Raw genomic sequence first — 20991 nt, 5'->3', positions numbered from 1 at the left:
TTCGCCGATCAGCTTAGCATGATTGTCTCTCATCGATACAAAATACAAAAAACACCGTTCATTTGTACTGCAGAGGCAATTTTTTGGCCGTTCTCAGCGTTCCGTTTCTGGCTTTTTGGCCTTTGTGACGAAATACGCAGTGCACTCTCTGCCGAGTTGACGCAGCGCCTCAATACCCAGGACATTTCAGGACTTGCACAGCCGCCGGATAAACCGGTGTTGAGAATCAAGGTGCAAGTTCGACGCCTCGATAACTGGCCGGGCCGGTTACGTTACTTTTTGACGGTCGCCGAAGAACTGCACTTTGGCCGTGCGGCACTGCGTCTGCACCTCGCCCAGCCGCCGTTGACCCGGCAGATTTCGGCCCTGGAAACCGAGCTGGGTTTTCGCCTGTTTGACCGCACCAGTCGCGCGGTGTCGCTCACGGCGCAAGGCCGGCACTTTCTGCCTTACGCCCGTGCCGTACTGGAACAGGCCGACCTGACCGAAGTCATCGCCAGTAAGCTGGCCGCCGGATCGGCCGGGCAGTTGGTGTCGGCATGAGCCGACTGCTGCCTCAAAGCGGGCAAACCGGGGTCCGGGTGCTGTCCCTGGGTGAAGAGCCGCTGGTGGCTGCCCTTTCCAGCGACAACCCGTTGGCCAGTCAGTTGAACGCCAATCAATGTGGGAGCGAGCAAGCCCGCTCCCACATCACATCTGATAACCCGCCATCAGCGGGTCAACAGCACTTCGGCCCCGCCTTGCCGCCGTAACGGGCCTCCTGACGTTCGCGAAAGAACATCTCGTAGCTCATCACCGGCTTGTCCGGGTGTTCGGTTTGCATATGCTCGACGTAGTTGTCGTAATCGGGCATGCCGACCATCAGGCGCGCGGCCTGACCGAGGTATTTACCCAGGCGACTCAGGTCATTGAACATGCTGCACTCCTCGATCAAGCATTCGGCAGAGCCTGGAATGGTGCTTCTTTATCCGTACGCTCTTTGGTACCCCAGGCGGCAATGCCAACCTTGAGTGCAAAGAACAGGATGCTGAACACCACGAGCAAAAACAGCACGGTCAGGGTCGCGTTGGTATAGGCGTTGTAGATCACATGCTGCATCTGCTCGATGCTCTTGGCCGGGGCCAGGACCTGCCCGTTGGCCAACGCATCGCTGTACTTCTTGGCCAGCGCCAGGAAGCCGATTGCCGGGTTGGCATCGAACAGCTTGATGAAGCCGGCGGTGGTGGTGCAGATCAGCAGCCACACGGCTGGCAGCATGGTCACCCACACATAGCGTTGGCGTTTCATTTTGATCAGCACAACGGTCGCCAACATCAGCGCGATACCGGCCAGCATCTGGTTGGAGATACCGAACAGCGGCCACAAGGTGTTGATCCCGCCCAATGGATCGATCACGCCTTGGTACAGCAGGTAACCCCACATTGCCACGCAACCGGCGGTGGCGATCAGGTTGGCGGTCCAGGATTCGGTGCGTTTGAGCGCCGGCACGAAGGAACCGAGCAAGTCTTGCAGCATGAAACGTCCGGCACGGGTACCGGCGTCCACTGCGGTCAGGATGAACAGCGCTTCGAACAGAATCGCGAAGTGGTACCAGAACGCCATGGTGTTTTCACCCGGCAGAACGTGGTGCAGGATCTGCGCGATACCGACCGCCAGGGTCGGCGCACCACCGGCACGCGCCAGGATGGTGGTTTCACCGATGTCCTTGGCCACCGCTTGCAGCGCTTCCGGGGTAATCGCAAAACCCCAGCTGCTAACGGTCTGAGCAACCGAAACAGCATCCGCGCCGACAAGGGCCGCCGGGCTGTTCATGGCGAAGTAGACACCCGGCTCGATCACCGAAGCGGCAACCATTGCCATGATGGCCACGAAGGATTCCATCAGCATGCCGCCGTAACCGATGTAACGGGCATGGCCTTCACTGGCGAGCAGCTTCGGCGTGGTGCCGGAAGCAATCAGTGCGTGAAAACCGGACACCGCGCCACAGGCGATGGTGATGAACAGGAACGGGAACAGACCACCCTTCCACACCGGCCCGGTGCCGTCGATGAACTGGGTCAATGCCGGCATTTTCAGCTCGGGCATGGTGATCAGAATGCCGATCGCCAGCGCGACAATGGTGCCGATTTTCAGGAAAGTAGACAGGTAGTCACGCGGTGCCAGAATCAGCCACACCGGCAACACTGCTGCCACAAAACCGTAGCCGATCAGCATCCAGGTGATCTGGATCCCGGTGAAGCTGAATGCTTTGGCCCACACCGGGTCAGCAGCAATCTGCCCGCCCAGCCAGATCGAACCCAGCAGCAATGCCACGCCGATCACCGAAATTTCACCGATGCGGCCCGGACGGATGTAGCGCATGTAGATGCCCATGAACATCGCGATCGGGATGGTCGCCATCACCGTGAAAATACCCCACGGGCTTTCGGCCAGGGCTTTGACCACGATCAGCGCCAGCACCGCGAGGATGATGATCATGATCAGGAAGCAGCCAAACAGCGCGATGGTTCCGGGGATGCGGCCCATTTCTTCACGGACCATGTCGCCCAGGGAACGGCCATTGCGGCGGGTGGACATGAACAGCACCATGAAGTCCTGAACCGCACCGGCCAGCACCACGCCGGCAATCAGCCACAGCGTGCCGGGCAGGTAGCCCATCTGCGCCGCCAATACCGGACCGACCAGCGGCCCCGCGCCGGCGATAGCCGCGAAGTGGTGACCGAAAAGGACGTGTTTGTTGGTCGGTACGTAGTCCAGACCATCGTTGTTGAGTACGGCGGGAGTCGCTCGATTGGGATCGAGCTGCATCACCTTGGTGGCGATGAACAGGCTGTAATAGCGGTATGCGACAAGGTAGATAGCGACTGCTGCGACTACGATCCAGAGGGCGTTGATGGCTTCGCCGCGGCGCAGGGCCACGACACTTAGCGCAAACGCTCCCAGGACAGCCACGGCAAACCAGGCGAGGTGTTTAGCCAGACGGGGCATAGCGTGTCTCCTGCCGACAGCCAGTGACTGCGGCGGTAATTATTATAATTGTGTCCGCTGTGCGGAGCGGACCCAATATCCACGCATGCTGTCGACAAATAAATCCGCGTTAATACGTACGCGGCATCTACGTAGTTCTACGCAGATGCCGCAAAACCTGTGGGAGCGAGCCTGCTCGCGATAGCGGTCTGACATTCACCGTCGATGTTGACTGGGCCACCGCTATCGCGAGCAGGCTCGCTCCCACAGGGTTTTGCATTTCTGCATCGCCGCGGGTCTTTCTGTCTCGCACCGCTACTGGAGGCGCTTATCTTTGGCATATGATGCCGGGCCTTCGCCCTCCCTCGGTCTGGCCAGGAGTAGAGATGCAGCTCAAACACAAAATCGTCGCGCTCGGGATTTTGCCGCTGGTGTTGGCGATCGCGGTCATCTGCGCGCTGGTGATTTCCCTGAACCGCCAACTGGGTGATCAACAGGCGCAGCTGATCGAAGACAGCATTCTGGCCAGCAAGCGCGCAGAACTGAAAAACTACGTCGAAATGGCGCAAAGCCTGATCGCGCCTCTGTACGACGACGGTCGGGGTGATGAGCGCGCACAGCAACAAGTGCTGGAAGAACTGCGCAAACTCAGCTTTGGCATCAATGGTTACTTCTTCGTCTACGACCGCGAAGGCCGTAGCCTGATGCACGCGCGCCAGTCGGAGCTGGTGGGCAAAGACCTGTGGGACATGAAAGACCCGCACGGCCTGCCGGTGATCCAGGCGTTGCTCAAAAGCGCGGAATCAGGCGAAGGCTTTCAACGTTACGCCTGGAACAAACCCTCGTCCGGCCAAGTGACCGACAAGCTGGCTTACGTGGTGATGCTGGATCATTGGGGATGGATGCTCGGCACCGGCATCTACCTTGAAGACGTAGAGCGCGCCACCCAGCAAGCGCGTGCCGAAGTGGCTCAAGGTATCCGCAAAACCATGCTGGCAATTGCCGCGGTGGCCCTCGTGGCGGTGCTGTTCGTGTTCGCCAGCGGCATGACGCTGAACGTCAGCGAACATCGTCTGGCCGACAAAAAACTCCAGCGCCTGACCCAGCGCATCGTCAGTTTGCAGGAGGAAGAGCGGTCACGGGTGTCCCGAGAACTGCACGACGGCATCAGCCAGCTACTGGTCTCTATCAAGTTTCAGTTCGAACTGGCCAGCCATGTACTGGAGAACGGGCAAGACAAGGGCTTGAGCATTTTAAGAGACGCCACGCAGCGTCTTGGGGATGCGATTGGCGAGGTTCGCAGCCTCTCCCACGACCTGCGCTCGTCGCTGCTCGACACCCTGGGCTTGCCGGCGGCGATCGGTCAACTCGCCGCAGAATTCGAGCAGCGCAGCGGTCTGGTCGTGACCTTCAACGATAATGAATTCGACTGTCACCTGGTCGATGGCGCTGCCGTCTCGCTGTTTCGCATTGTGCAAGAAGGCCTGACCAATATCGAACGCCACGCACAGGCAAAACACGTCATCATTACCCTGCACGGCTCGGAAAAATCCGTACGGCTGACGGTGATCGATGATGGTATCGGTTTCAACGTCGCCCAGGTCGAACGTCGCCAGGCAGGCATTGGCCTGCGTAATATCCGTGAACGTGTCGAGCATTTTGGTGGTCGATTCGACCTGACATCGATGCCGGGAAGAAGTGAGCTGGACGTGCTGCTGCCAATGAAACTGCCCGCTACAGAACGCTGACTCACCCCTATGACAATTAGAGTGAATGCCTGCGATGAACCTGCCCTACCCGATCCGCGTCGCCCTGGTCGACGATCACTCCCTGGTCCGCGACGGGATCAAATCGCTGCTGGCGGTCATGGCGCCGTTGGAAGTGGTGGGCGAAGCCGAGAATGGCGCCGATGCCATTGAAATGGTCGGGCGCTGCCAGCCGGATCTGTTGCTGGTCGACATCAGCCTGAAGGACATCAACGGGCTTGAGCTGACCCGGCTGTTACGCAGCCAGTACCCGTCGCTCAAAGTGCTGGTGCTGAGCATGTACGACAACTATGAATACGTCAGTGAATCCGTTCGCTCGGGTGCCAGCGGCTATGTGCTGAAGAACGCGCCTTCGCGGGAAATCATTGCGGCAATCGAAGCCATTGTCAGTGGCGGGACGTTCTACAGTGCCGAAATTGCGCAACGGCTCATCGCCGACAAAAGTACCGACAACGAACTGACACCGCGCGAGAGCCAGGTGCTGTACAAGATGGTTCAGGGGTTGAACAACAAGGAAATGGCTCGCGAGCTGGACATCAGTGTCCGGACGGTGGAAACCCATCGCCTGAGCATCCGCCGCAAGCTCAACATCGACAAACCCGCCGCCCTCGTAAAATACGCGATCGATCACGGGATCATTTCTGCCCCCTGATCCTGGGTCAGCTTTTCAAATAATTGCGAATGCTCGGGAAACGATTCGCCGAGCTTGCGCCGGGTCCCCAACTCCATATCCGCGTAATCAAACCCCGGTGATACGGCTTCACTGATCAAGCCGTAGCCCGCCGAGCCATCCATCAGTTGCGAAGCCTTCCAGACGCCACCCGGCACATGCAGCTGCAAGCACTGCCCCGCAATAACATCACTGCCCATCACCACGGTTTTCAATGTGCCGTCCGGGGAAATCAGGCTGTACTGAATCGGGTCGCCCAGATGGTAGTAATGCACGATGTCGGATTGATTCAGGTGAAAGTGGCCAATCGGCGAATCCCTGGTCAACAGGTAATAGATGGAGGTCAGCAAGTAACGCCGACCGCCCTCGGTTTCAACCATGGCGCGGTGATCCGCCTGAAAGGTTCTGCGGTAGAAACCACCTTCCATGTGGGGTTCCAGGTTGAGTGCGGCGACGACTGCCAGAGCATCAGGCCTGTGTGTATCGAGTCCCTCTTTTGTCATTGCGCAGATGCTCCCGGTGGTGTTTTACGATTCACACTGTACTGGTATTCACGACACGCGCCGTGCGGATAAACAAGGCACGGACCTTCTCCCAAAAATTCCCGCCCAATACGAAAAAGCTGCCGATCAACATGGCATCGCCCAACGCCTGGACTTGCCAGAGATTCGGTCTCAGCCCAGGCCAAAGCGTGTCTACGTAAGGTTCGAGAAACGATGAGATCAGTGGCAGGCAAAACATCACCATGCCAATTCTATGGCGAAACGGGCCTACTTCCAGGTCGGCGGTCGGTGCAAGCGTGGAGACGTAACCAAACACGCTGCGTTTGAGTTGCTGAAAACCGGACTTGCCCATGACCGCAATGGCGAGGATCAACAGAATCTTGTTGCTGATAAACAGGATGCCTGTCAGTGCCGCGATCTTTGGGCCGGGCACATCCGCGGCGGCGGCGAGTGGCACCATCAGCCAGGAGAGCAGCGTCAAACTGAGTATCGCAATGCCTGCTTTGAAGCGCCAACCGGTGGAGCTGGGGGCAATGTTGTCCTGGGGGCTGCTCATGGTCTTCGTACCCTTCTCTTTTTGGCCCGAATAAATAGCTTTCAGAAGCGTAGCAGTTGGTCGGTTCCATGATCGTCCAATATGACCTTGTGTTTGTCCGGGCTGTACTAACCTAAGCGAATCGGTTCAAGCCCTGATACCGGTAAGTTAAGACGCACAACCTGTGGGAGCGTGGCTTGCCCGCGAAGAACGATGACGCGTAATACCTGAAAAACCGCGGCGCATTCTTCGCGGGCAAGCCACGCTCCCACAGGGTTTGTGTAGCTCAGAGGGCATTCAATATTTGGGGACGCTCGGATGAGGTTTTCCCGTGACCTACTTGTAGTGCAGCGATGCTGACGCGTTCGGTTCGGCTGCTTCTGCTGGGTGCCCTGGGCCTTGGCGGCTGCGTACGTCTGGGGCCGGATTTCCAGGCGCCCGGCGAGGCGTGGACAAAACGCTGGAGTAGCCCTGCGCTCGAACAGGCCAGCCAAAGACGCCTCAATCCCGATGTTCGCCAGTGGTGGCAAGTGTTCGCCGACCCGGTCCTCGACGCGTTGATTGCCGAATCGGATGCGCACAATTCAAACCTGAAAATTGCCGGCCTTCGCGTCATGGAAGCCCGTGCCCAGTTGGGGATTGCCCAAAGCGGACGCTATCCGCAACTGCAACAGGCCAGCGCCGACAGCCTGTACTTCAACCGCCAGCAATCCGGCGGGAGTAACCCGCAAGACAGCCATTTCTGGCAGCACAGTGCGGGCTTTGACATCGGTTGGGAACTGGACTTCTGGGGGCGTTTCAGTCGGGCCATCGAGTCGTCCGATGCCAGTTACTTCGCGGCTCAAGCCAACTATGAAGACGCACTGGTACTGCTGCGCGCTCAGGTGGCCGACACTTACTTCTCGCTGCGCACCAGCGAAGCGCGTTTACGCGTCGCCCGAGAGAACGCCGAGCAGCAAAAGCGCAACTTTGAGATCACCGAGAAACTGTTCAACAGTGGCCAGAGCGCCGAACTCGATTTGCAACAAGCCAAGACCCAGTACCTGGGGACCTTGAGCAGCATTCCGGAGCTCGAGGGGCAAGTACTGCGCACCCGCAACGCGTTGGCCGTGCTGATCGGACAGCCGCCCAGCGCCCTGCCCCAACTGCTGGAGAACCAGGGGCTGATTCCGCTGGTTGACCGGGCCGTGCTGCAAGACGTGCCGGCCAGCCTGCTGTTGCGTCGACCGGACGTACGCGCCGCCGAACTCAATGTCGCCGCCCAATCAGCACTGATCGGTGTCGCTGAAACAGACTTTTATCCGTCGCTGACCTTGCTCGGCAGCATCGTCTGGACAACCGACTCACTGCACGGCACCTCCAACAGCCTGGACCTGGTCGGCGGCCCCAGCTTGCGCTGGAACCTGTTTGACCACGGTCAGATCAGCAACAACGTGCGGGTACAGGATGCGCGGTTGCAGCAACTGATCGAAGTTTATCGCGACAAAGTCCGCCAGGCCGCACGGGAAGCCGATGACGCCGCCAGCGGCCTGACCAAATCACTGGAACGCGAGCGCATCCTGCGGGAGGCGCAGGTAGCCGCCAAGCGCTCGTTGAGCCTGGCCAGCACCCAATACCGGGAAGGTTACTCGGACTTCCAGCGCGTACTCGATGCTCAACGCGCACTGCTCGAACAGCAGGACAATTATCTACTCAGCCGCAGCAATGCGGTGAGCAACCTGATCGCCCTGTACAAAGCCCTTGGCGGCGGCTGGTACAGCGCCCGGCCGACTGTCGATCCAGGCACTCGCCAGCAAATGGAACACCGCACCGACTGGGGCAACCTGCTGAATGAACCGGCCCCTTTGCGAGCATCCTATCCTTCGTCAGACAAGGTCAAAGCCGATGAGTGAACCCTCGCCACCCGCCGCCGAGGCGCCCTCCCCCAAGGCGCCCGAGCCGGCTGCCGACCCTGCGAAAAAAGGCATCAAATGGGTGATGCTGCTGATTGTCCTGAGCCTGGCCTGGTACTTGTCGGCTGACCGTTTCACGCCCTATACGCAACAGGCTCGGGTGGGGGCCTTTGTCATTCCGGTGGCGGCCGAAGTGGCAGGTCGGGTGATCCGCGTGAACGTGCGCAACAACCAGGACGTCAAGGCAGGCGATGTGTTGTTTGAAGTGGATCAGCAGCCCTATCAAATAGCCGCCGACCGCGCACGCGCTGATCTTGAGTCTACCCGCCGGCAAATCGGCGCCAGCACCGCCGGCATTGCCTCCGCGCAAGCCTCGTTACGGGCGGCCCAAGCCAATGAACTCAAGGCCCGGCAGGATAACGAACGCCTTGAAAGCTTGTATCGCCAAGACCGGGGAACCATTTCCGTGCGCCTGCTTGAAGGCTCACGGGCCAGCCGTGAACAGGCCGTCAGCCAGGTCGCCGCGGCCCGTGCCGAAGTTCAACGCGCACGGGAGCAGGAAGGCGGCAGCGAGGAAGACAACGCGCTGTTGCGTAGCGCCGCCACCGCGTTGTCAAAAGCCGAACTCGACATGGCCAACACCCAGGTCCGCGCGCGCTCGGCGGGGCTGATTACCGATCTGCGTACCGATGTCGGTCAATTCGCCGCGGTCGGGACTCCGGTCATGACCTTGATTGCCATTCACGATGTGTGGATCAGCGCGGACATGACCGAGAACAACCTGGGGCGGGTCAAACCCGGGACCCCGGTGGCGATCGTGCTGGACGCGCTGCCGGGCGAGGTCTTCGAAGGGCGGGTGCGCAGTGTCGGCTACGGTGTCAGCGTGGGGCAGACGCCGGCGCCGGGCACCTTGCCCAGTGTGCAAAACAGCCGCGACTGGTTGCGTCCGGCGCAACGTTTCCCGGTGATCATCGAGTTTTCTGCCGAGGCCATGCAGGTGCTACGTGACAGTCGCGCCATTCGTGCCGGGGGCCAGGCCGAAGTCATGGCCTTCCCTGCGCAAAATAATCCGCTGAATCCCTTGGGACGCCTGTTTTTTTGGCTGATGAGCTGGTTGTCTTATGCCTACTGATCACCCGCCCAGGTTCCAACGGGCGCCGCGTCTCGCCATCGGCACGGCGCTGTGCCTGGCCGTCAGCTTCGGCCTGGCGCTACCGATCCCGTTCATTGCGCCGGTACTCGCCGTGCTGCTGTTGGCCACGCTTAACAAGCCTCTGCCATTCAAGGCCGGACTGGTGCTTGCGCTGGTCGCGATGCTGACCACCGGCATCGGCCTGTTGTTGATCCCGGTCCTGCGCTATTACCCCCTAAGCGGCGTGCTGCTGATCGGTGTCAGTCTGTTCCTGGCCTTTGGTTTTGGGCTACGCGGCGGCAACACTTTGATCGTGACCTTTCTGATCATTGGCCTGACCATGATTTCCTCGGCCGGCGTCGCCGAGTTCGATCTGGCGATAATGGTCATCGGTGCCTTGGTCAAGGGCTTGATCCTCGCCGTCATCGTCGTGGCATTCAGTCACTGGCTGTTTCCCGACCCGGCCAATGCGCCCTCCCCACCCGCCGCCAGCGCGGTACCGGCGCAGGAAGTGCCCAGGATAGCGCTGCGTGCCACCCTGATCGTGATGCCGGCGTTCCTGTTGGCACTGATTGACCCGGCCAGTTATCTGCCGATCATTTTGAAAGCGGTCAGTCTTGGTCAGCAGAGTTCGACAGTAACGACGCGCAACGCCGGTCGTGAATTGCTCGGCTCGACCTTGATGGGCGGGCTGTTGGCCATTGTGTTCTGGTGCGCGCTCAGCCTGTTTGTGCACCTGTGGATGTTCTTTCTGTGGATGCTGCTGTTCGGCTTGCTGTTGGCGCGCAAGCTCTATGCCCTGAGCCCGACTCGACAAACCCCGGGGTTCTGGCTCAACAGCCTGGTCACGCTGATCATCCTGTTGGGCCAGTCGGTTCAGGACAGTATCGTGGGGAAGGACGTCTATACCGCCTTCGCCGTGCGCATGGCGCTGTTTATCGCCCTCACGCTGTATGCCGACCTGATGGTTCACCTGATCGAACAGCGGCAGCGTACGCCTGGTGCTCAGGGCGTTACCTGATAACCCCGCCCTTGCAGGCAACTGGTATAGGCGGTTGAACTGGTCGCCGCGCTGGTTTTTTGCTGCGCCCGGCGTTCCTGACGCTGGCGCGCGCCACCGACCACCGCGCCCGCCGCCGCGGTTTGCCCGGCACGGTTCTGGCGATATTCCTGCTTCACATCGTCGTCGACCCGATCGTAAAACTCGTCATGCTGACGTCCTCGCACCTCAGCGCCCGCAGCCCCGGCAGCAGCACCCACCGCCGCACCCCGCAGTCGCCCGCCCGAGGGTGGCGCAGTTGAGGCGCTCTGACTCGCCGCGACATTGCGACAATCGTTGATGTCCAGCTGGATTTGTTGCGAGCTCTGCCCTTTCAAGGGCACGACCGTTTCGGCCTGAACCTGCGTATAGGCCATCGACATGACAACACACAAACTAAAAGACGGTAACCGACTCATGATGACCTCCGCTGTATTTGCGAGCGAGCGTCTGGCTTGGAAGTTCCTGGAATAACGCGCGATAACTGCTGGAAAACCGCCCCAAATGCCAGAACGACCAGTGCATCGCCACTTGCGCGACCGTCGTATCGCTGGCCGTACGGCTGAGCAACTCACGGCGCGCACTGTTGAGCCGGCGCAAGCGTAACCAATGCGTGGGCGACATCCCGGTATACGCTTTGAACGCCTGCTGCAATTGGCGCAGCGAAACCCCGGCCAGTTGGGACAATTCCAGCAAATTGAGGGTTTCTTCCGGGGTATCGGCGGCCCATTCGGCGACACGCTTCATGATCGTTCGCTCTTCGGCCCGGCGCTGCAAGCCTGCGCGATCCAGGCACACACAGGCGTTATCGAGGATGTACAAACAGTCCTCCAGTAACTGTTGGGTCAACGCCTCTTTGCTCGGCGGATCCAGCGTCTGCGCCAGCCGCGTCAACGTGCCGCTCAACCAGCGGCTGAACAGCGCGTTCTGCCCCGAGTTGAGCGGCGCCATGAACAAGCCTTCGAGCCGCGCCACGTCCAGGCCGTGGCGCTGAACGAATGCGGGACCGAACACCACGGCGATTTCCTGGTAGTTCTCCGGGGTGATCCAGATGTTGCGGCTCTCGCCATTCAACAGGTACAGCGAGTTGTCGCTGCGATCGAAACAGAACGCCAGCGAGCCTTCGGGGGCACTGAAATTCTGCTCGACCCGGGTGTTCATCTGCTCCTCGTAAATCTCCACGCCTTGCAAGTCCAGATAGCGCACCCGCCCGGCGAAATGCCCCGCAGACATCTGCTGATAGTGCTGCACCCAACCCGGTGTGGCGCGGATCTGCTCGGCCACGTCGGCGGTGTTGAAGGCTTGAACCTGTAACGGATTGCACGCTGTCATGGGCTGACCTTACGCACTCGTTTGGTGCGTTTTGGTGCTGCTTAAAGTGGATAGATGGAACGCCACGGCTCACCCAAGATAGTCGTCAACGCGCCACAGGGGAAGTGTCCGGTGGATGAAGCCGCCCTCCCCGGCGTTAATCGAACCAACGATGAGGTTTTTATGAATGCCCCTTTCGATCAGCTGTTCACGTGGCTGAAAGATCACAAGATTACCGAGGTCGAGTGTGTGGTCAGCGACTTGACCGGCATTGCTCGCGGCAAGATTGCACCCACCAACAAGTTCTTGCATGAGCGAGGCATGCGCCTGCCGGAAAGTGTGCTGTTGCAAACGGTAACCGGGGACTTTGTCGACGACGACATCTACTACGACCTGCTCGATCCTGCTGACATCGACATGGTCTGCAAACCTGTTGCCGACGCGGTTTACGTCATTCCATGGGCCATCGAGCCGACCGCCATCGTGATCCACGACACGTTCGACAAATTCGGCAATCCCATCGAACTGTCGCCACGCAATGTGCTGAAAAAAGTCCTGAAGCTCTACACCGACAAAGGCTGGAAGCCGATTGTCGCCCCGGAAATGGAGTTCTACCTCACCCAACGCTGTGAAGACCCGGACTTGCCGCTCAAGGCGCCACTGGGGCGTTCGGGCCGTGCGGAAAGCGGTCGCCAGTCGTTTTCCATCGACGCCGCCAACGAGTTCGACCCACTGTTTGAAGACGTCTACGACTGGTGCGAACTCCAGGGCCTGGACCTCGACACGCTGATCCACGAAGACGGCCCGGCGCAGATGGAAATCAACTTCCGCCACGGCGATGCGCTGGACCTGGCGGACCAGATCACCGTGTTCAAACGCACCCTGCGCGAAGCGGCACTCAAGCACAACGTCACCGCGACTTTCATGGCCAAACCCATCGGCGACGAGCCTGGCAGCGCCATGCATCTCCATCAAAGCGTGGTGGACATCGCCAGCGGCCAGCCGATCTTCGCCGATGCCGACGGGCAGATGAGCGAACTGTTCCTGCACCACATCGGCGGTCTGCAAAAGTACATCCCCAAAGTGCTGCCGATGTTCGCGCCCAACGTCAATTCGTTCCGCCGCTTCCTTCCCGACACCTCGGCGCCGGTCAACGTCGAATGGGGTGAAGAAAACCGCACCGTCGGCCTGCGCGTGCCGACCTCAAGCCCCGACGCCATGCGCGTGGAAAACCGCTTGCCGGGCGCCGACGCCAACCCTTATCTGGCGATCGCCGCGAGCCTGTTGTGCGGCTATCTGGGCATGGTCGAAAAGGTCGAACCGAGTGCCGCGGTGCAGGGCCGCGCCTACGAGCGGCGCAACCTGCGTCTGCCGATCACCATCGAGGACGCCCTGACCCGCATGGAAGAGTGCGAAACCATCGAGCGTTACCTGGGTAGAAAATTCGTCCGGGGTTATGTCGCGGTCAAGCGGGCCGAACACGAAAACTTCAAACGCGTGATCAGCTCCTGGGAGCGGGAATTTTTATTGCTTAGCGTCTGAGGCCTGCGTTGTCCGTTAGGGCCTCATCGCGAGCAGGCTCGCTCCCACATTTGGAATGCGTTTCCCTGTGGGAGCGAGCCTGCTCGCGAAGAGGGTCGCCACAACACCAAAGAAACACCTGAAAACCGAATAACTCAAAGAGGTGTCGATATGCGTCTATTGAAATCCGTGGTTCCGGTCGCGCTGGCGGTGTTGTTCAGCACTGCAGCACAGGCTCAGCCAAGTGTGAGCGTCTACAACTGGACCGATTACATCGGCGACACCACCCTCGCCGATTTCCAGGCGAAAACCGGGATCAAGGTGATCTACGACGTGTTCGACTCCAACGAAACCCTGGAGGGCAAACTGCTCGCCGGCCGCACCGGGTATGACGTGGTGGTGCCGTCCAACCACTTTCTCGCGCGCCAGGTAAAGGCCGGCGCGTTCCTCAAGCTGGATCGCGCGCAGCTGCCCAATTTCAAAAACCTCGACCCGAAATTGCTGACGCTGCTGGAGAAAAACGATCCGCAGAACGCGCATTCCGTGCCCTATTTGTGGGGCACCAATGGCATCGGCTACAACGTCGACAAAGTCAAACAGGTGCTGGGCATCGATCACATCGATTCCTGGGCCGTGTTTTTCGAACCTGAAAACCTGAAGAAACTCAGCCAATGCGGCGTGTCGATGATGGACTCGGCCGATGAAGTGATCCCGGCAGTCCTGAACTACATGGGCATGGACCCAAGCAGCGAAAACCCTGAGGACTACAAAAAAGCCGAAGCCAAGCTCTTGAGCATCCGGCCTTACATCACCTACTTCCACTCATCCAAGTACGTGTCGGATCTGGCCAACGGTGACATCTGCGTAGCCTTCGGTTATTCCGGCGACGTGTTCCAGGCGGCCAATCGCGCCAAGGACGCGAAGAACGGCGTGAACATCGCCTACTCAATCCCGAAGGAAGGCAGCAACCTGTGGTTCGACCTGCTGGCCATTCCCGCCGACGCCGGTAACCCGAAAGAGGCTCACGCTTTCATCAATAACCTGCTGGACCCACAAGTGATCGCCAAGGTCAGTGCCTCGGTGGGTTACGCCAATCCGAACCCTTCGGCCAAGCAATACATGGATCCTGAGCTGGTCAATAATCCAGAGGTCTACCCACCCCAGAATGTCCTCGACAAACTTTACATCTCCACCACCCCGCCCCAGGCGATCATGCGTCTGATGACCCGTTCCTGGAGCAAAGTGAAGTCCAACCAATGAATCAATACGACAACCAACATGCCCGCTCCTATTACGCGGCGTCGGCCAATGGCATGGCGCCCTGCCCCACACTGGACTCGGACCTTGAGGCCGATGTCTGCGTGGTCGGCGGCGGTTTTACCGGGGTCAATACCGCGATCGAACTGGCGCAGCGCGGACTCTCGGTGATTCTGCTGGAGGGCCGGCGGATCGGTTGGGGCGCCAGCGGTCGTAACGGCGGGCAGTTGATCCGAGGCATCGGCCATGACGTCAGCGGTTTCGCCCGTTATGTCGGCGAGGAAGGCGTGCGCTATCTGGAGCGTGCAGGCATCGAGTCCGTGGAACTGGTGGGTAATCGCATCCGTGAACATGAGATCGATTGTGACCTGCGCTGGGGCTTCTGCGAGCTGGCCAATACCCCGGCGCAATTCGCGGCGTTCAAGGCTGAACTGCAAAGTCTCGCCGAATTGGGTTACGCCCATGAAACCCGACTCGTCGGCCCCAAGCAACTCCGCCAGCAAGTGGTGGGCTCGGACCTTTATGCCGGCGGCCTGATCGACATGGGCTCGGGCCACTTGCATCCGCTCAATCTGGTGCTCGGCGAAGCGCGGCTGGCGCAAGCCCTCGGGGTGCGGATCTTCGAGCAGAGCCCGGTGCTGGAGTTGATCCACGGCAGTACCGTGCAGGTTCGCTGCGCGGGCGGCACGGTACGCGCCGGCCGTCTGGTGTTGGCGTGTAACGCGCATCTGGAAGAGCTCGAACCGCGCCTGAGCGGCAAGGTGCTGCCGGCGGGCAGCTACATCATCGCCACCGAACCTTTGGCGCCTGAGGTTGCCGCGCAATTGATCCCGCGGAACCTGGCGCTGTGCGACCAGAAAGTCGGCCTCGACTACTACCGACTCTCAGCGGATCGACGCTTGCTGTTCGGCGGTGCCTGCCATTATTCCGGGCGCGATCCGGTGGACATCGGTGCCTACATGCGGCCGAAAATGCTCAAGGTCTTCCCGCAACTGGCGGATGTGCGCATCGACTATCAATGGGGCGGCAAGATCGGCATCACCGCCAACCGCTTTCCCCAGGCCGGACGCTTGAGCCAGTACCCGAACGTGTTTTACGCCCAGGGCTATTCCGGCCATGGCCTGAACGTGACCCACTGGTGCGCACGGCTGCTGGCCGAAGCTATTCACGCCGGGCACAGCCAGGGGCTGGACGTGTTCAGCGCGGTGCCGCACATGACCTTTCCCGGCGGACGAGTCCTGCGCTCGCCGCTGCTGGCCCTGGGCATGTTCTGGTATCGCCTGCGTGAATTGCTTGGCTGAAGGGGGATACCCTTTGCAAAGGCGACGTTATTGGTTGAATGTCAGGGCTTGCTCGCGAAGAACGATGACGCGGTCGATCAGACTTCATGCCCCCATCCTCTTGAACAGCCATTTAATTTGCTCAATCGCAAGTCACTTCTATATTGAGGAGGTGCTCTGACTTTTCTGCCACCCGGCGAGTGCGGCCCATGGCGACGACTGACTCATTGATCATCTGCGAGCACTGCGACTGCGTGTATGAAAAAGTCACGCTCGCCAAACATCAAAAAGCCCTCTGCACCCGCTGCGGCGGCGTGCTTCAGCGTTATAACGGACTGTCGGTGGAGCAGCATCTGGCCTTGGCCTTCACGGCAACGGTGCTGTGGATTTTCGCCAATTTCTATCCAGTCATGAGCATCAGCCTGAAGGGCCTGAAAAACAGTGCGACGCTGTGGGATTCGGTATTGGCGTTGAGCCAGGGGCCGATCACCTTTATTGCGCTGGTAGCGGCGATATCCATCATCATTGCACCGCTTTTTCAACTGGTGTTGCTGATCTGGGTCCTGAGCTTCGCCCTCGTGCATCGACGCTCGCCCGGCTTCAAGCTGTGCATGCGCTGGCTGGAAACTCTCAGGCCCTGGAGCATGCTCGAGGTCTGTCTGCTGGGCGCAATGGTCGCAGTGTTCAAACTCGCAGGGTTGTTGGATGTAATACCCGGTACAGGCCTGTTTGCCCTGGCCGTCCTCAGCCTGTTGCTGATCCGCATCGCCGGACGCGATGTGCGTGAATTGTGGGACAGCCTATGAACAGGCCGCCGCTCGCCAGCGAACTCAACCTGTGCCTGTGCCACAGCTGCGGCATGGCCTGTGACATGACCGATCAACCTCAAGAGTGCGAACGCTGCGGCGCGTCACTGCATGCCCGTAAACCCAACTCACTGACCCGCACATGGGCCTATTTGCTGGCCTCACTGGTGTTTTATATCCCGGCCAATCTATTGCCGGTCATGAACACCAGTCTGTTCGGCAACGGCTCCGACAGCACCATCATGAGCGGTGTGCTGGAGTTCTGGGCGCACGGTGCGTGGGACATTGCCCTGATCATTTTCATCGCCAGCATCGCGGTGCCGGGCATCAAGTTCGTTGCGCTCTCCCTGTTGCTGATCACGGTGCAACGCGGCAGCCTTTGGGCTCGCAAGGAACGCTCGAAGCTGTACCGTTTCGTCGAGCTGATCGGCTATTGGTCGATGCTCGACGTGATTGTCGTCGCGCTAGTCGCGGCACTGGTGAAATTCCAGGCCCTGGGCGATATCGAACCGCGCCAGGGCATTCTGTTCTTTGGTCTGGTGGTGGTGTTCACCATGCTGTCGGCGATGAGTTTCGACCCGCGACTGATCTGGGATACAGAGCTGAACAACCCACCCAATGAGGAGCTCACGGATGAAGTCCCAAGCCACTGACGTGCCGCAAGCCCCCGGCCAGGCCGCTATCAAGACTCGTCGCTTCAGCGTGTCGCTGGTGTGGATCGTGCCGATCGTTGCCGTGCTGGTGGGCATTTCCCTGGTGGTGCACAGCTGGATGCAGGAAGGTCCGACCATTACTGTCACGTTCAAGACCGGCAGCGGTCTCACGGCCAACAAGACCGAGGTCAAATACCGCAACGTGGTCATCGGCCATGTCTCGGAGGTGAAACTGAGCGGCGACCAGAAAAGCGTCAGCGCCACGATCCAGCTCGACAAACAGGCTGCAAGCTTTACTCGTAAAGACTCGCAGTTCTGGGTCGTGCGGCCGCGTATCGGTGCCGGCGGCGTTTCGGGCATCGATACCTTGCTCTCGGGTGATTACATTGGTGCCGACATCGGCCAGGCCGATGCCCGTTCCAAACACTTCACGGGGCTGGAAAACCCGCCGCCCATTACCTACGGCGAGCCGGGAAAACGCTTCATGCTGCACACTCAGGACCTCGGCTCGCTGGACATCGGCTCCCCCGTTTATTACCGCAAGATCCCGGTCGGGCAAGTGGTGGCGTATGCGCTGGATGCCGACGGCAAAGGGGTGAACATCGAAGTTTTCGTCCACGCGCCCAACGATGCCTATGTCACCGAAAATACGCGGTTCTGGAACGCCAGTGGTATTGATGTGAATGTTGGCGCCAACGGTTTTGCGGTGAAGACCGAGTCCCTGTCGGCCCTGTTGGTGGGCGGCATCGCGTTCCGCGCGCCGGAATACAGCCCCAACGATCAAGCGGCCGTCGAGGATAATACCTTCGACCTGTTCGAGGATGAGCAAACCGCTCTGGCCCCGCCCAACGGCAAGGCACAGTACCTGAGCCTGCGTTTCGATCAGGCCTTGCGCGGGCTCAAGGTCGATGCACCGGTGGAATTCCTCGGTGTCGAAATTGGCAAAGTCGTGGCGATCAATCTGGATTTCGACGCGAAGAAACGCAGCTTTCCGCTCAATGTCGGCATCGTGATCTACCCGCAACGACTCGGCCAGGCCCACACCAAGATGCTTAAGGCCTTGAATCATGATCCCAATGACGAAGCCGCCAGCATAAAACTGATGGGCAGCTTCATCGATAACGGCCTGCGAGCCCAGGCCCGCAGCGGCAATCTGTTGACCGGTCAGCTTTACATCGCACTCGACTTCTACCCCAAAGCAGAGAAAGTCGTGTTCGATCCGACCGCCCGCCCCGTCGTTATTCCCACCATTCCCGGCAGCCTCGAGCAGTTGCAGGAAAAACTCGAGAGCATGATCAACAAGATCAACCAGCTGCCCATCGAACGCATTGCCGGCAACCTCGACAGCAACCTCGTCGAACTGCGCAAGGGCCTCGTACAGTTCAACGCCAGGACCCTGCCCGGCGTGCAGACTACCCTGGCGGACGTCAGCAAGACCTTGCAATCGGCCAGTTCGACCCTCGCCGAGGACTCACCGCAAAGGGAACAACTGAGCCAGACCCTGGACGAACTCGGACGCATGTCGCGCTCGCTGCGTGAACTCTCGGACTACATGGGCCGGCATCCGGAATCGCTGATTCGCGGCCGCCCCGACAATGCCGCGCCGATGGATCTGCAAGGGCCACCGCGCAACTGACCACAGGAGCTACACCATGGCTTTTTCGCTGAAGATCACGCTGGTCACTGCGTTGTTGTTGCTCACCGCTTGCCGCAGTGATCCGATTCAATTCCACACCCTGACCCCGGCTCATCCGAGTGGTGCAAGCGGTGCAGCGGACATCCAGATCGAAAGCATCACAGTGCCGCCCCAGGTCGACCGCCCGCAGATCGTCATTCGTCAGGGCAACGCCGGCCTGGCAATCCTCGAAACACAATGGTGGGGCGCGAGCCTGTCGGATGAATTGCGCAGTGCCCTGGTCGATCAATTGGTCAACAGTAACCCGCAGCGCAAAGTATCGTTGCGACTGGAGGTTCAGCGTTTTGATTCGATACCCGGTCAGTACGCATTGATCGACGTCAAATGGCGCCTGCGCAATCTCGGCGAAGGCGATGCCGCATCGGTCACCTGCCGCAGCACCTTGCAGACCCCTTCCGGCGCGAGTATCGATGACCTGGTGGTGGCCCATCAGAACAATGTGAAACGCTTGGCTGCCACCATCAGCCAGGCCGCCGCCAGCACATCGAGAAACTGTCCGGCGGTCAAATAGCAGTCATCAGGCGCCTTCCAGCTCGACGGTGAAACAACAGCCGTTGGGCTGAAGGCTACTGAGCTCCACTCGCCAATTCTGATGGGTACAAATCCGCTGGACCAATGAAAGGCCTAACCCCAGGCCTTCTCCCCGGCGCTCGTCACCGCGAACGAAGGGTTGAAACATCGCTTGGCGTTTTTCTTTCGGGATACCTATGCCGCTGTCTTCGACGCTGAAGCCGTTCGCCCGCAAGGTCAGGCGGATGTAGCCGTGATCGGTGTAATGCCAGGCATTGCGCAGCAAATTGCCCATGACCGATTGCAGGAACGTCACGTTATGGCGATCCGACGAAATGTGTTCGTCGTCGTAGATGAACTCGATGCCCTTTTCCCGGATCAGCGGCCCCCAGATCCCCATGAGAGAATCGGCAACCCCTTTAATCGTCGCGCTCGCTGCCGTATCGGCGTCTTCCCGGTCGCGAGCCAGCATCAGAAACGTATCGACCAACTGCCGCATTTCGTCACTCGCGCGGGCGACTCGACTGACTTGAGCCACCGAGCGCTGGTCAAGCGAGGGATTAGCGAGCAGCAATTCGCAGGAACTGGCCAATACCATCAGCGGCGTGCGTAGCTCGTGGCTGACATCACTGGTGAAGCGTTTTTCCCGGCCCAGTGCCTCACGTAACCGGCCCAGGGTCTGATCGAAGGACAGCGCCAGCTCTCCCACTTCGTCAACCGCATAGTCGGGATGAAGCGCGGGGGCCATTTCCAGCAACTGATCGCGATGACGTACCTGGCGCGCGAGACGAATGACTGGCGCCATCACGCGCCTGGCCAGCAACCGTCCCAACACAACCGCCAGCAGGCTGCTCAAGACGAACCCGACGACCACCACCGAGAACAGCACCTGTTCACGCTGTTCGACGCTTCGCCGGTCTCGCAACAAAACGTATTTGCGACCGCCCACCATGTTCACCATGGCGTAGTACTTCGTACCCGCGTAGAGGATTTCCTGAAAACCCGGTGCAAGCGCCGCCAGTTCTGTATCCAGCGCCATCGACCCCGGGCCGTCCTGGATGAAAAACAGTTCGTCCTTCTCCGGCTGATGGGTCCACCCGGCGCTGTTTTCCATCAACAGCAAGCGGTGCAACCCGCCTCCCAGGCGGGAGGCCGTGAGATTTCGCTCCACCACATGCACGGTCGCGACGATACCCAGCGCAAATACGCCCGCGACCAAGGCGCTCATCAAGGCAAATACGATGACAATCCGTTTTTTCAGGCTCTGCTTGAAATCCATTCTATTGCTTGGCTCCACTGCCGGTTCAAACCGCGACATCTGCTGACTCGGGCCGATGGCCGCAGAGCCGAGGCGCGAACCAAAGATAGACCACTGTACGTGGTGTACAAGACAAGTGTTGCAACAACCAACCAAATAAGCAGTTAAATTCCTCTACGCAAAATTTTCACATCC

The 20991-nt window shown here is 59.7% G+C and carries 19 protein-coding genes and 2 pseudogenes; 14 read left to right on the top strand and 7 right to left on the bottom strand.

The window, feature by feature from the left end; translation table 11 throughout:
* Window positions 1–18: 18 nt before the first annotated feature.
* Window positions 19–207, top strand: a pseudogene (locus QMK51_RS28995) (hypothetical protein); the annotation flags it as partial.
* A gap of 24 nt (window positions 208–231) precedes the next feature.
* A pseudogene (locus QMK51_RS14200) lies at window positions 232–647 on the top strand (LysR family transcriptional regulator); the annotation flags it as partial.
* 71 nt (window positions 648–718) lie between these two features.
* Here the strand turns inward: QMK51_RS14200 and QMK51_RS14195 are convergent.
* Together QMK51_RS14195 and QMK51_RS14190 are read right to left on the bottom strand one after the other, a co-directional pair.
* Window positions 719–916 (bottom strand): YbdD/YjiX family protein, encoded by a 198-nt coding sequence (locus QMK51_RS14195; protein ID WP_007938220.1) that lies wholly within the window; start codon window positions 914–916, stop codon window positions 719–721.
* A gap of 14 nt (window positions 917–930) precedes the next feature.
* The gene (locus QMK51_RS14190; protein ID WP_320390603.1) at window positions 931–2988 is read right to left on the bottom strand and encodes a carbon starvation CstA family protein; all 2058 of its coding nucleotides are present in this window, start codon (window positions 2986–2988) and stop codon (window positions 931–933) included.
* 365 nt (window positions 2989–3353) lie between these two features.
* On the opposite strand from QMK51_RS14190, the gene QMK51_RS14185 reads away from it, so the two are divergent.
* On the top strand, window positions 3354–4715 hold the full coding sequence (locus QMK51_RS14185; RefSeq protein WP_320390602.1) for a cache domain-containing protein: 1362 nt from the start codon (window positions 3354–3356) through the stop codon (window positions 4713–4715).
* 34 nt (window positions 4716–4749) lie between these two features.
* Complete coding sequence (locus tag QMK51_RS14180; protein ID WP_320390601.1) at window positions 4750–5385, top strand: response regulator transcription factor; 636 nt, start codon at window positions 4750–4752, stop codon at window positions 5383–5385.
* Here QMK51_RS14180 and QMK51_RS14175 read toward each other — a convergent pair.
* Together QMK51_RS14175 and QMK51_RS14170 are read right to left on the bottom strand one after the other, a co-directional pair.
* On the bottom strand, window positions 5361–5906 hold the full coding sequence (locus tag QMK51_RS14175) for a cupin domain-containing protein (RefSeq protein WP_258700574.1): 546 nt from the start codon (window positions 5904–5906) through the stop codon (window positions 5361–5363). The genes QMK51_RS14180 and QMK51_RS14175 overlap by 25 nt on opposite strands.
* Window positions 5907–5937: 31 nt before the next feature.
* Window positions 5938–6462, bottom strand: a complete 525-nt coding sequence (locus tag QMK51_RS14170; RefSeq protein WP_320390600.1) for a transporter suffix domain-containing protein — start codon at window positions 6460–6462, stop codon at window positions 5938–5940.
* Between the two features lie 332 nt (window positions 6463–6794).
* Here QMK51_RS14170 and QMK51_RS14165 point away from each other — a divergent pair, with 332 nt between their 5' ends.
* From QMK51_RS14165 to QMK51_RS14155, 3 genes are read left to right on the top strand one after another with little or no spacing between them, the layout of a single operon-like run.
* Window positions 6795–8333, top strand: coding sequence for a TolC family protein (locus tag QMK51_RS14165; RefSeq protein ID WP_320390599.1), 1539 nt, complete (start codon window positions 6795–6797; stop codon window positions 8331–8333).
* The gene (locus QMK51_RS14160; RefSeq protein WP_320390598.1) at window positions 8326–9465 is read left to right on the top strand and encodes an HlyD family secretion protein; all 1140 of its coding nucleotides are present in this window, start codon (window positions 8326–8328) and stop codon (window positions 9463–9465) included. Before QMK51_RS14165 ends, QMK51_RS14160 begins: the two co-directional genes overlap by 8 nt.
* On the top strand, window positions 9455–10486 hold the full coding sequence (locus QMK51_RS14155) for a DUF2955 domain-containing protein (protein ID WP_320390597.1): 1032 nt from the start codon (window positions 9455–9457) through the stop codon (window positions 10484–10486). The genes QMK51_RS14160 and QMK51_RS14155 overlap by 11 nt, the downstream gene beginning before the upstream one ends.
* Here QMK51_RS14155 and QMK51_RS14150 read toward each other — a convergent pair.
* Both QMK51_RS14150 and QMK51_RS14145 read right to left on the bottom strand, forming a co-directional pair.
* Entirely contained in the window at window positions 10471–10887 is a 417-nt protein-coding gene (locus QMK51_RS14150) for a YMGG-like glycine zipper-containing protein (RefSeq protein WP_258700569.1), read from the bottom strand. The two genes, QMK51_RS14155 and QMK51_RS14150, sit on opposite strands and share 16 nt — an antisense overlap.
* Window positions 10888–10900: 13 nt before the next feature.
* Window positions 10901–11836, bottom strand: a complete 936-nt coding sequence (locus tag QMK51_RS14145) for a helix-turn-helix domain-containing protein (protein ID WP_320390596.1) — start codon at window positions 11834–11836, stop codon at window positions 10901–10903.
* 162 nt (window positions 11837–11998) lie between these two features.
* Between QMK51_RS14145 and QMK51_RS14140 the strand changes: the two genes are divergently transcribed.
* The 7 genes from QMK51_RS14140 (at window position 11999) to QMK51_RS14110 (ending at window position 19539) form a co-directional block, all read left to right on the top strand.
* A complete protein-coding gene (locus tag QMK51_RS14140; RefSeq protein ID WP_320390595.1) occupies window positions 11999–13357 on the top strand; it encodes a glutamine synthetase family protein in 1359 nt (452 codons plus the stop codon).
* Window positions 13358–13507: 150 nt separating this feature from the next.
* Window positions 13508–14596, top strand: a complete 1089-nt coding sequence (locus QMK51_RS14135; RefSeq protein WP_320390594.1) for a polyamine ABC transporter substrate-binding protein — start codon at window positions 13508–13510, stop codon at window positions 14594–14596.
* The gene (locus QMK51_RS14130) at window positions 14593–15894 is read left to right on the top strand and encodes an NAD(P)/FAD-dependent oxidoreductase (protein ID WP_258700726.1); all 1302 of its coding nucleotides are present in this window, start codon (window positions 14593–14595) and stop codon (window positions 15892–15894) included. Before QMK51_RS14135 ends, QMK51_RS14130 begins: the two co-directional genes overlap by 4 nt.
* A 188-nt stretch (window positions 15895–16082) precedes the next feature.
* On the top strand, window positions 16083–16679 hold the full coding sequence (locus QMK51_RS14125; protein WP_320390593.1) for a paraquat-inducible protein A: 597 nt from the start codon (window positions 16083–16085) through the stop codon (window positions 16677–16679).
* Window positions 16676–17332 (top strand): paraquat-inducible protein A, encoded by a 657-nt coding sequence (locus QMK51_RS14120; RefSeq protein WP_320390592.1) that lies wholly within the window; start codon window positions 16676–16678, stop codon window positions 17330–17332. The genes QMK51_RS14125 and QMK51_RS14120 overlap by 4 nt, the downstream gene beginning before the upstream one ends.
* The gene (locus tag QMK51_RS14115; protein WP_320390591.1) at window positions 17313–18968 is read left to right on the top strand and encodes an intermembrane transport protein PqiB; all 1656 of its coding nucleotides are present in this window, start codon (window positions 17313–17315) and stop codon (window positions 18966–18968) included. Before QMK51_RS14120 ends, QMK51_RS14115 begins: the two co-directional genes overlap by 20 nt.
* 16 nt (window positions 18969–18984) lie before the next feature.
* The gene (locus QMK51_RS14110; RefSeq protein WP_320390590.1) at window positions 18985–19539 is read left to right on the top strand and encodes a PqiC family protein; all 555 of its coding nucleotides are present in this window, start codon (window positions 18985–18987) and stop codon (window positions 19537–19539) included.
* Between the two features lie 6 nt (window positions 19540–19545).
* Here QMK51_RS14110 and QMK51_RS14105 read toward each other — a convergent pair whose 3' ends face one another.
* Window positions 19546–20817, bottom strand: coding sequence for a HAMP domain-containing sensor histidine kinase (locus QMK51_RS14105; RefSeq protein ID WP_320390589.1), 1272 nt, complete (start codon window positions 20815–20817; stop codon window positions 19546–19548).
* Window positions 20818–20991 lie beyond the last annotated feature (174 nt).

The organism is Pseudomonas sp. P9_31 (assembly GCF_034008235.1).
GTDB lineage: Bacteria > Pseudomonadota > Gammaproteobacteria > Pseudomonadales > Pseudomonadaceae > Aquipseudomonas.
This window is presented reverse-complemented; position numbering and strand designations above follow the sequence as displayed.

Coding starts and splice junctions, on each gene's coding strand:
- QMK51_RS14145 (WP_320390596.1), bottom strand. CDS start 11,836: ATGACAGCGTGCAATCCGTTACAGGTTCAAGCCTTCAACACCGCCGAC.
- QMK51_RS14195 (WP_007938220.1), bottom strand. CDS start 916: ATGTTCAATGACCTGAGTCGCCTGGGTAAATACCTCGGTCAGGCCGCG.
- QMK51_RS14160 (WP_320390598.1), top strand. CDS start 8,326: ATGAGTGAACCCTCGCCACCCGCCGCCGAGGCGCCCTCCCCCAAGGCG.
- QMK51_RS14175 (WP_258700574.1), bottom strand. CDS start 5,906: ATGACAAAAGAGGGACTCGATACACACAGGCCTGATGCTCTGGCAGTC.
- QMK51_RS14170 (WP_320390600.1), bottom strand. CDS start 6,462: ATGAGCAGCCCCCAGGACAACATTGCCCCCAGCTCCACCGGTTGGCGC.
- QMK51_RS14125 (WP_320390593.1), top strand. CDS start 16,083: ATGGCGACGACTGACTCATTGATCATCTGCGAGCACTGCGACTGCGTG.
- QMK51_RS14120 (WP_320390592.1), top strand. CDS start 16,676: ATGAACAGGCCGCCGCTCGCCAGCGAACTCAACCTGTGCCTGTGCCAC.
- QMK51_RS14165 (WP_320390599.1), top strand. CDS start 6,795: ATGCTGACGCGTTCGGTTCGGCTGCTTCTGCTGGGTGCCCTGGGCCTT.
- QMK51_RS14130 (WP_258700726.1), top strand. CDS start 14,593: ATGAATCAATACGACAACCAACATGCCCGCTCCTATTACGCGGCGTCG.
- QMK51_RS14190 (WP_320390603.1), bottom strand. CDS start 2,988: ATGCCCCGTCTGGCTAAACACCTCGCCTGGTTTGCCGTGGCTGTCCTG.
- QMK51_RS14140 (WP_320390595.1), top strand. CDS start 11,999: ATGAATGCCCCTTTCGATCAGCTGTTCACGTGGCTGAAAGATCACAAG.
- QMK51_RS14180 (WP_320390601.1), top strand. CDS start 4,750: ATGAACCTGCCCTACCCGATCCGCGTCGCCCTGGTCGACGATCACTCC.
- QMK51_RS14185 (WP_320390602.1), top strand. CDS start 3,354: ATGCAGCTCAAACACAAAATCGTCGCGCTCGGGATTTTGCCGCTGGTG.
- QMK51_RS14135 (WP_320390594.1), top strand. CDS start 13,508: ATGCGTCTATTGAAATCCGTGGTTCCGGTCGCGCTGGCGGTGTTGTTC.
- QMK51_RS14115 (WP_320390591.1), top strand. CDS start 17,313: ATGAAGTCCCAAGCCACTGACGTGCCGCAAGCCCCCGGCCAGGCCGCT.
- QMK51_RS14150 (WP_258700569.1), bottom strand. CDS start 10,887: ATGTCGATGGCCTATACGCAGGTTCAGGCCGAAACGGTCGTGCCCTTG.
- QMK51_RS14105 (WP_320390589.1), bottom strand. CDS start 20,817: ATGGATTTCAAGCAGAGCCTGAAAAAACGGATTGTCATCGTATTTGCC.
- QMK51_RS14155 (WP_320390597.1), top strand. CDS start 9,455: ATGCCTACTGATCACCCGCCCAGGTTCCAACGGGCGCCGCGTCTCGCC.
- QMK51_RS14110 (WP_320390590.1), top strand. CDS start 18,985: ATGGCTTTTTCGCTGAAGATCACGCTGGTCACTGCGTTGTTGTTGCTC.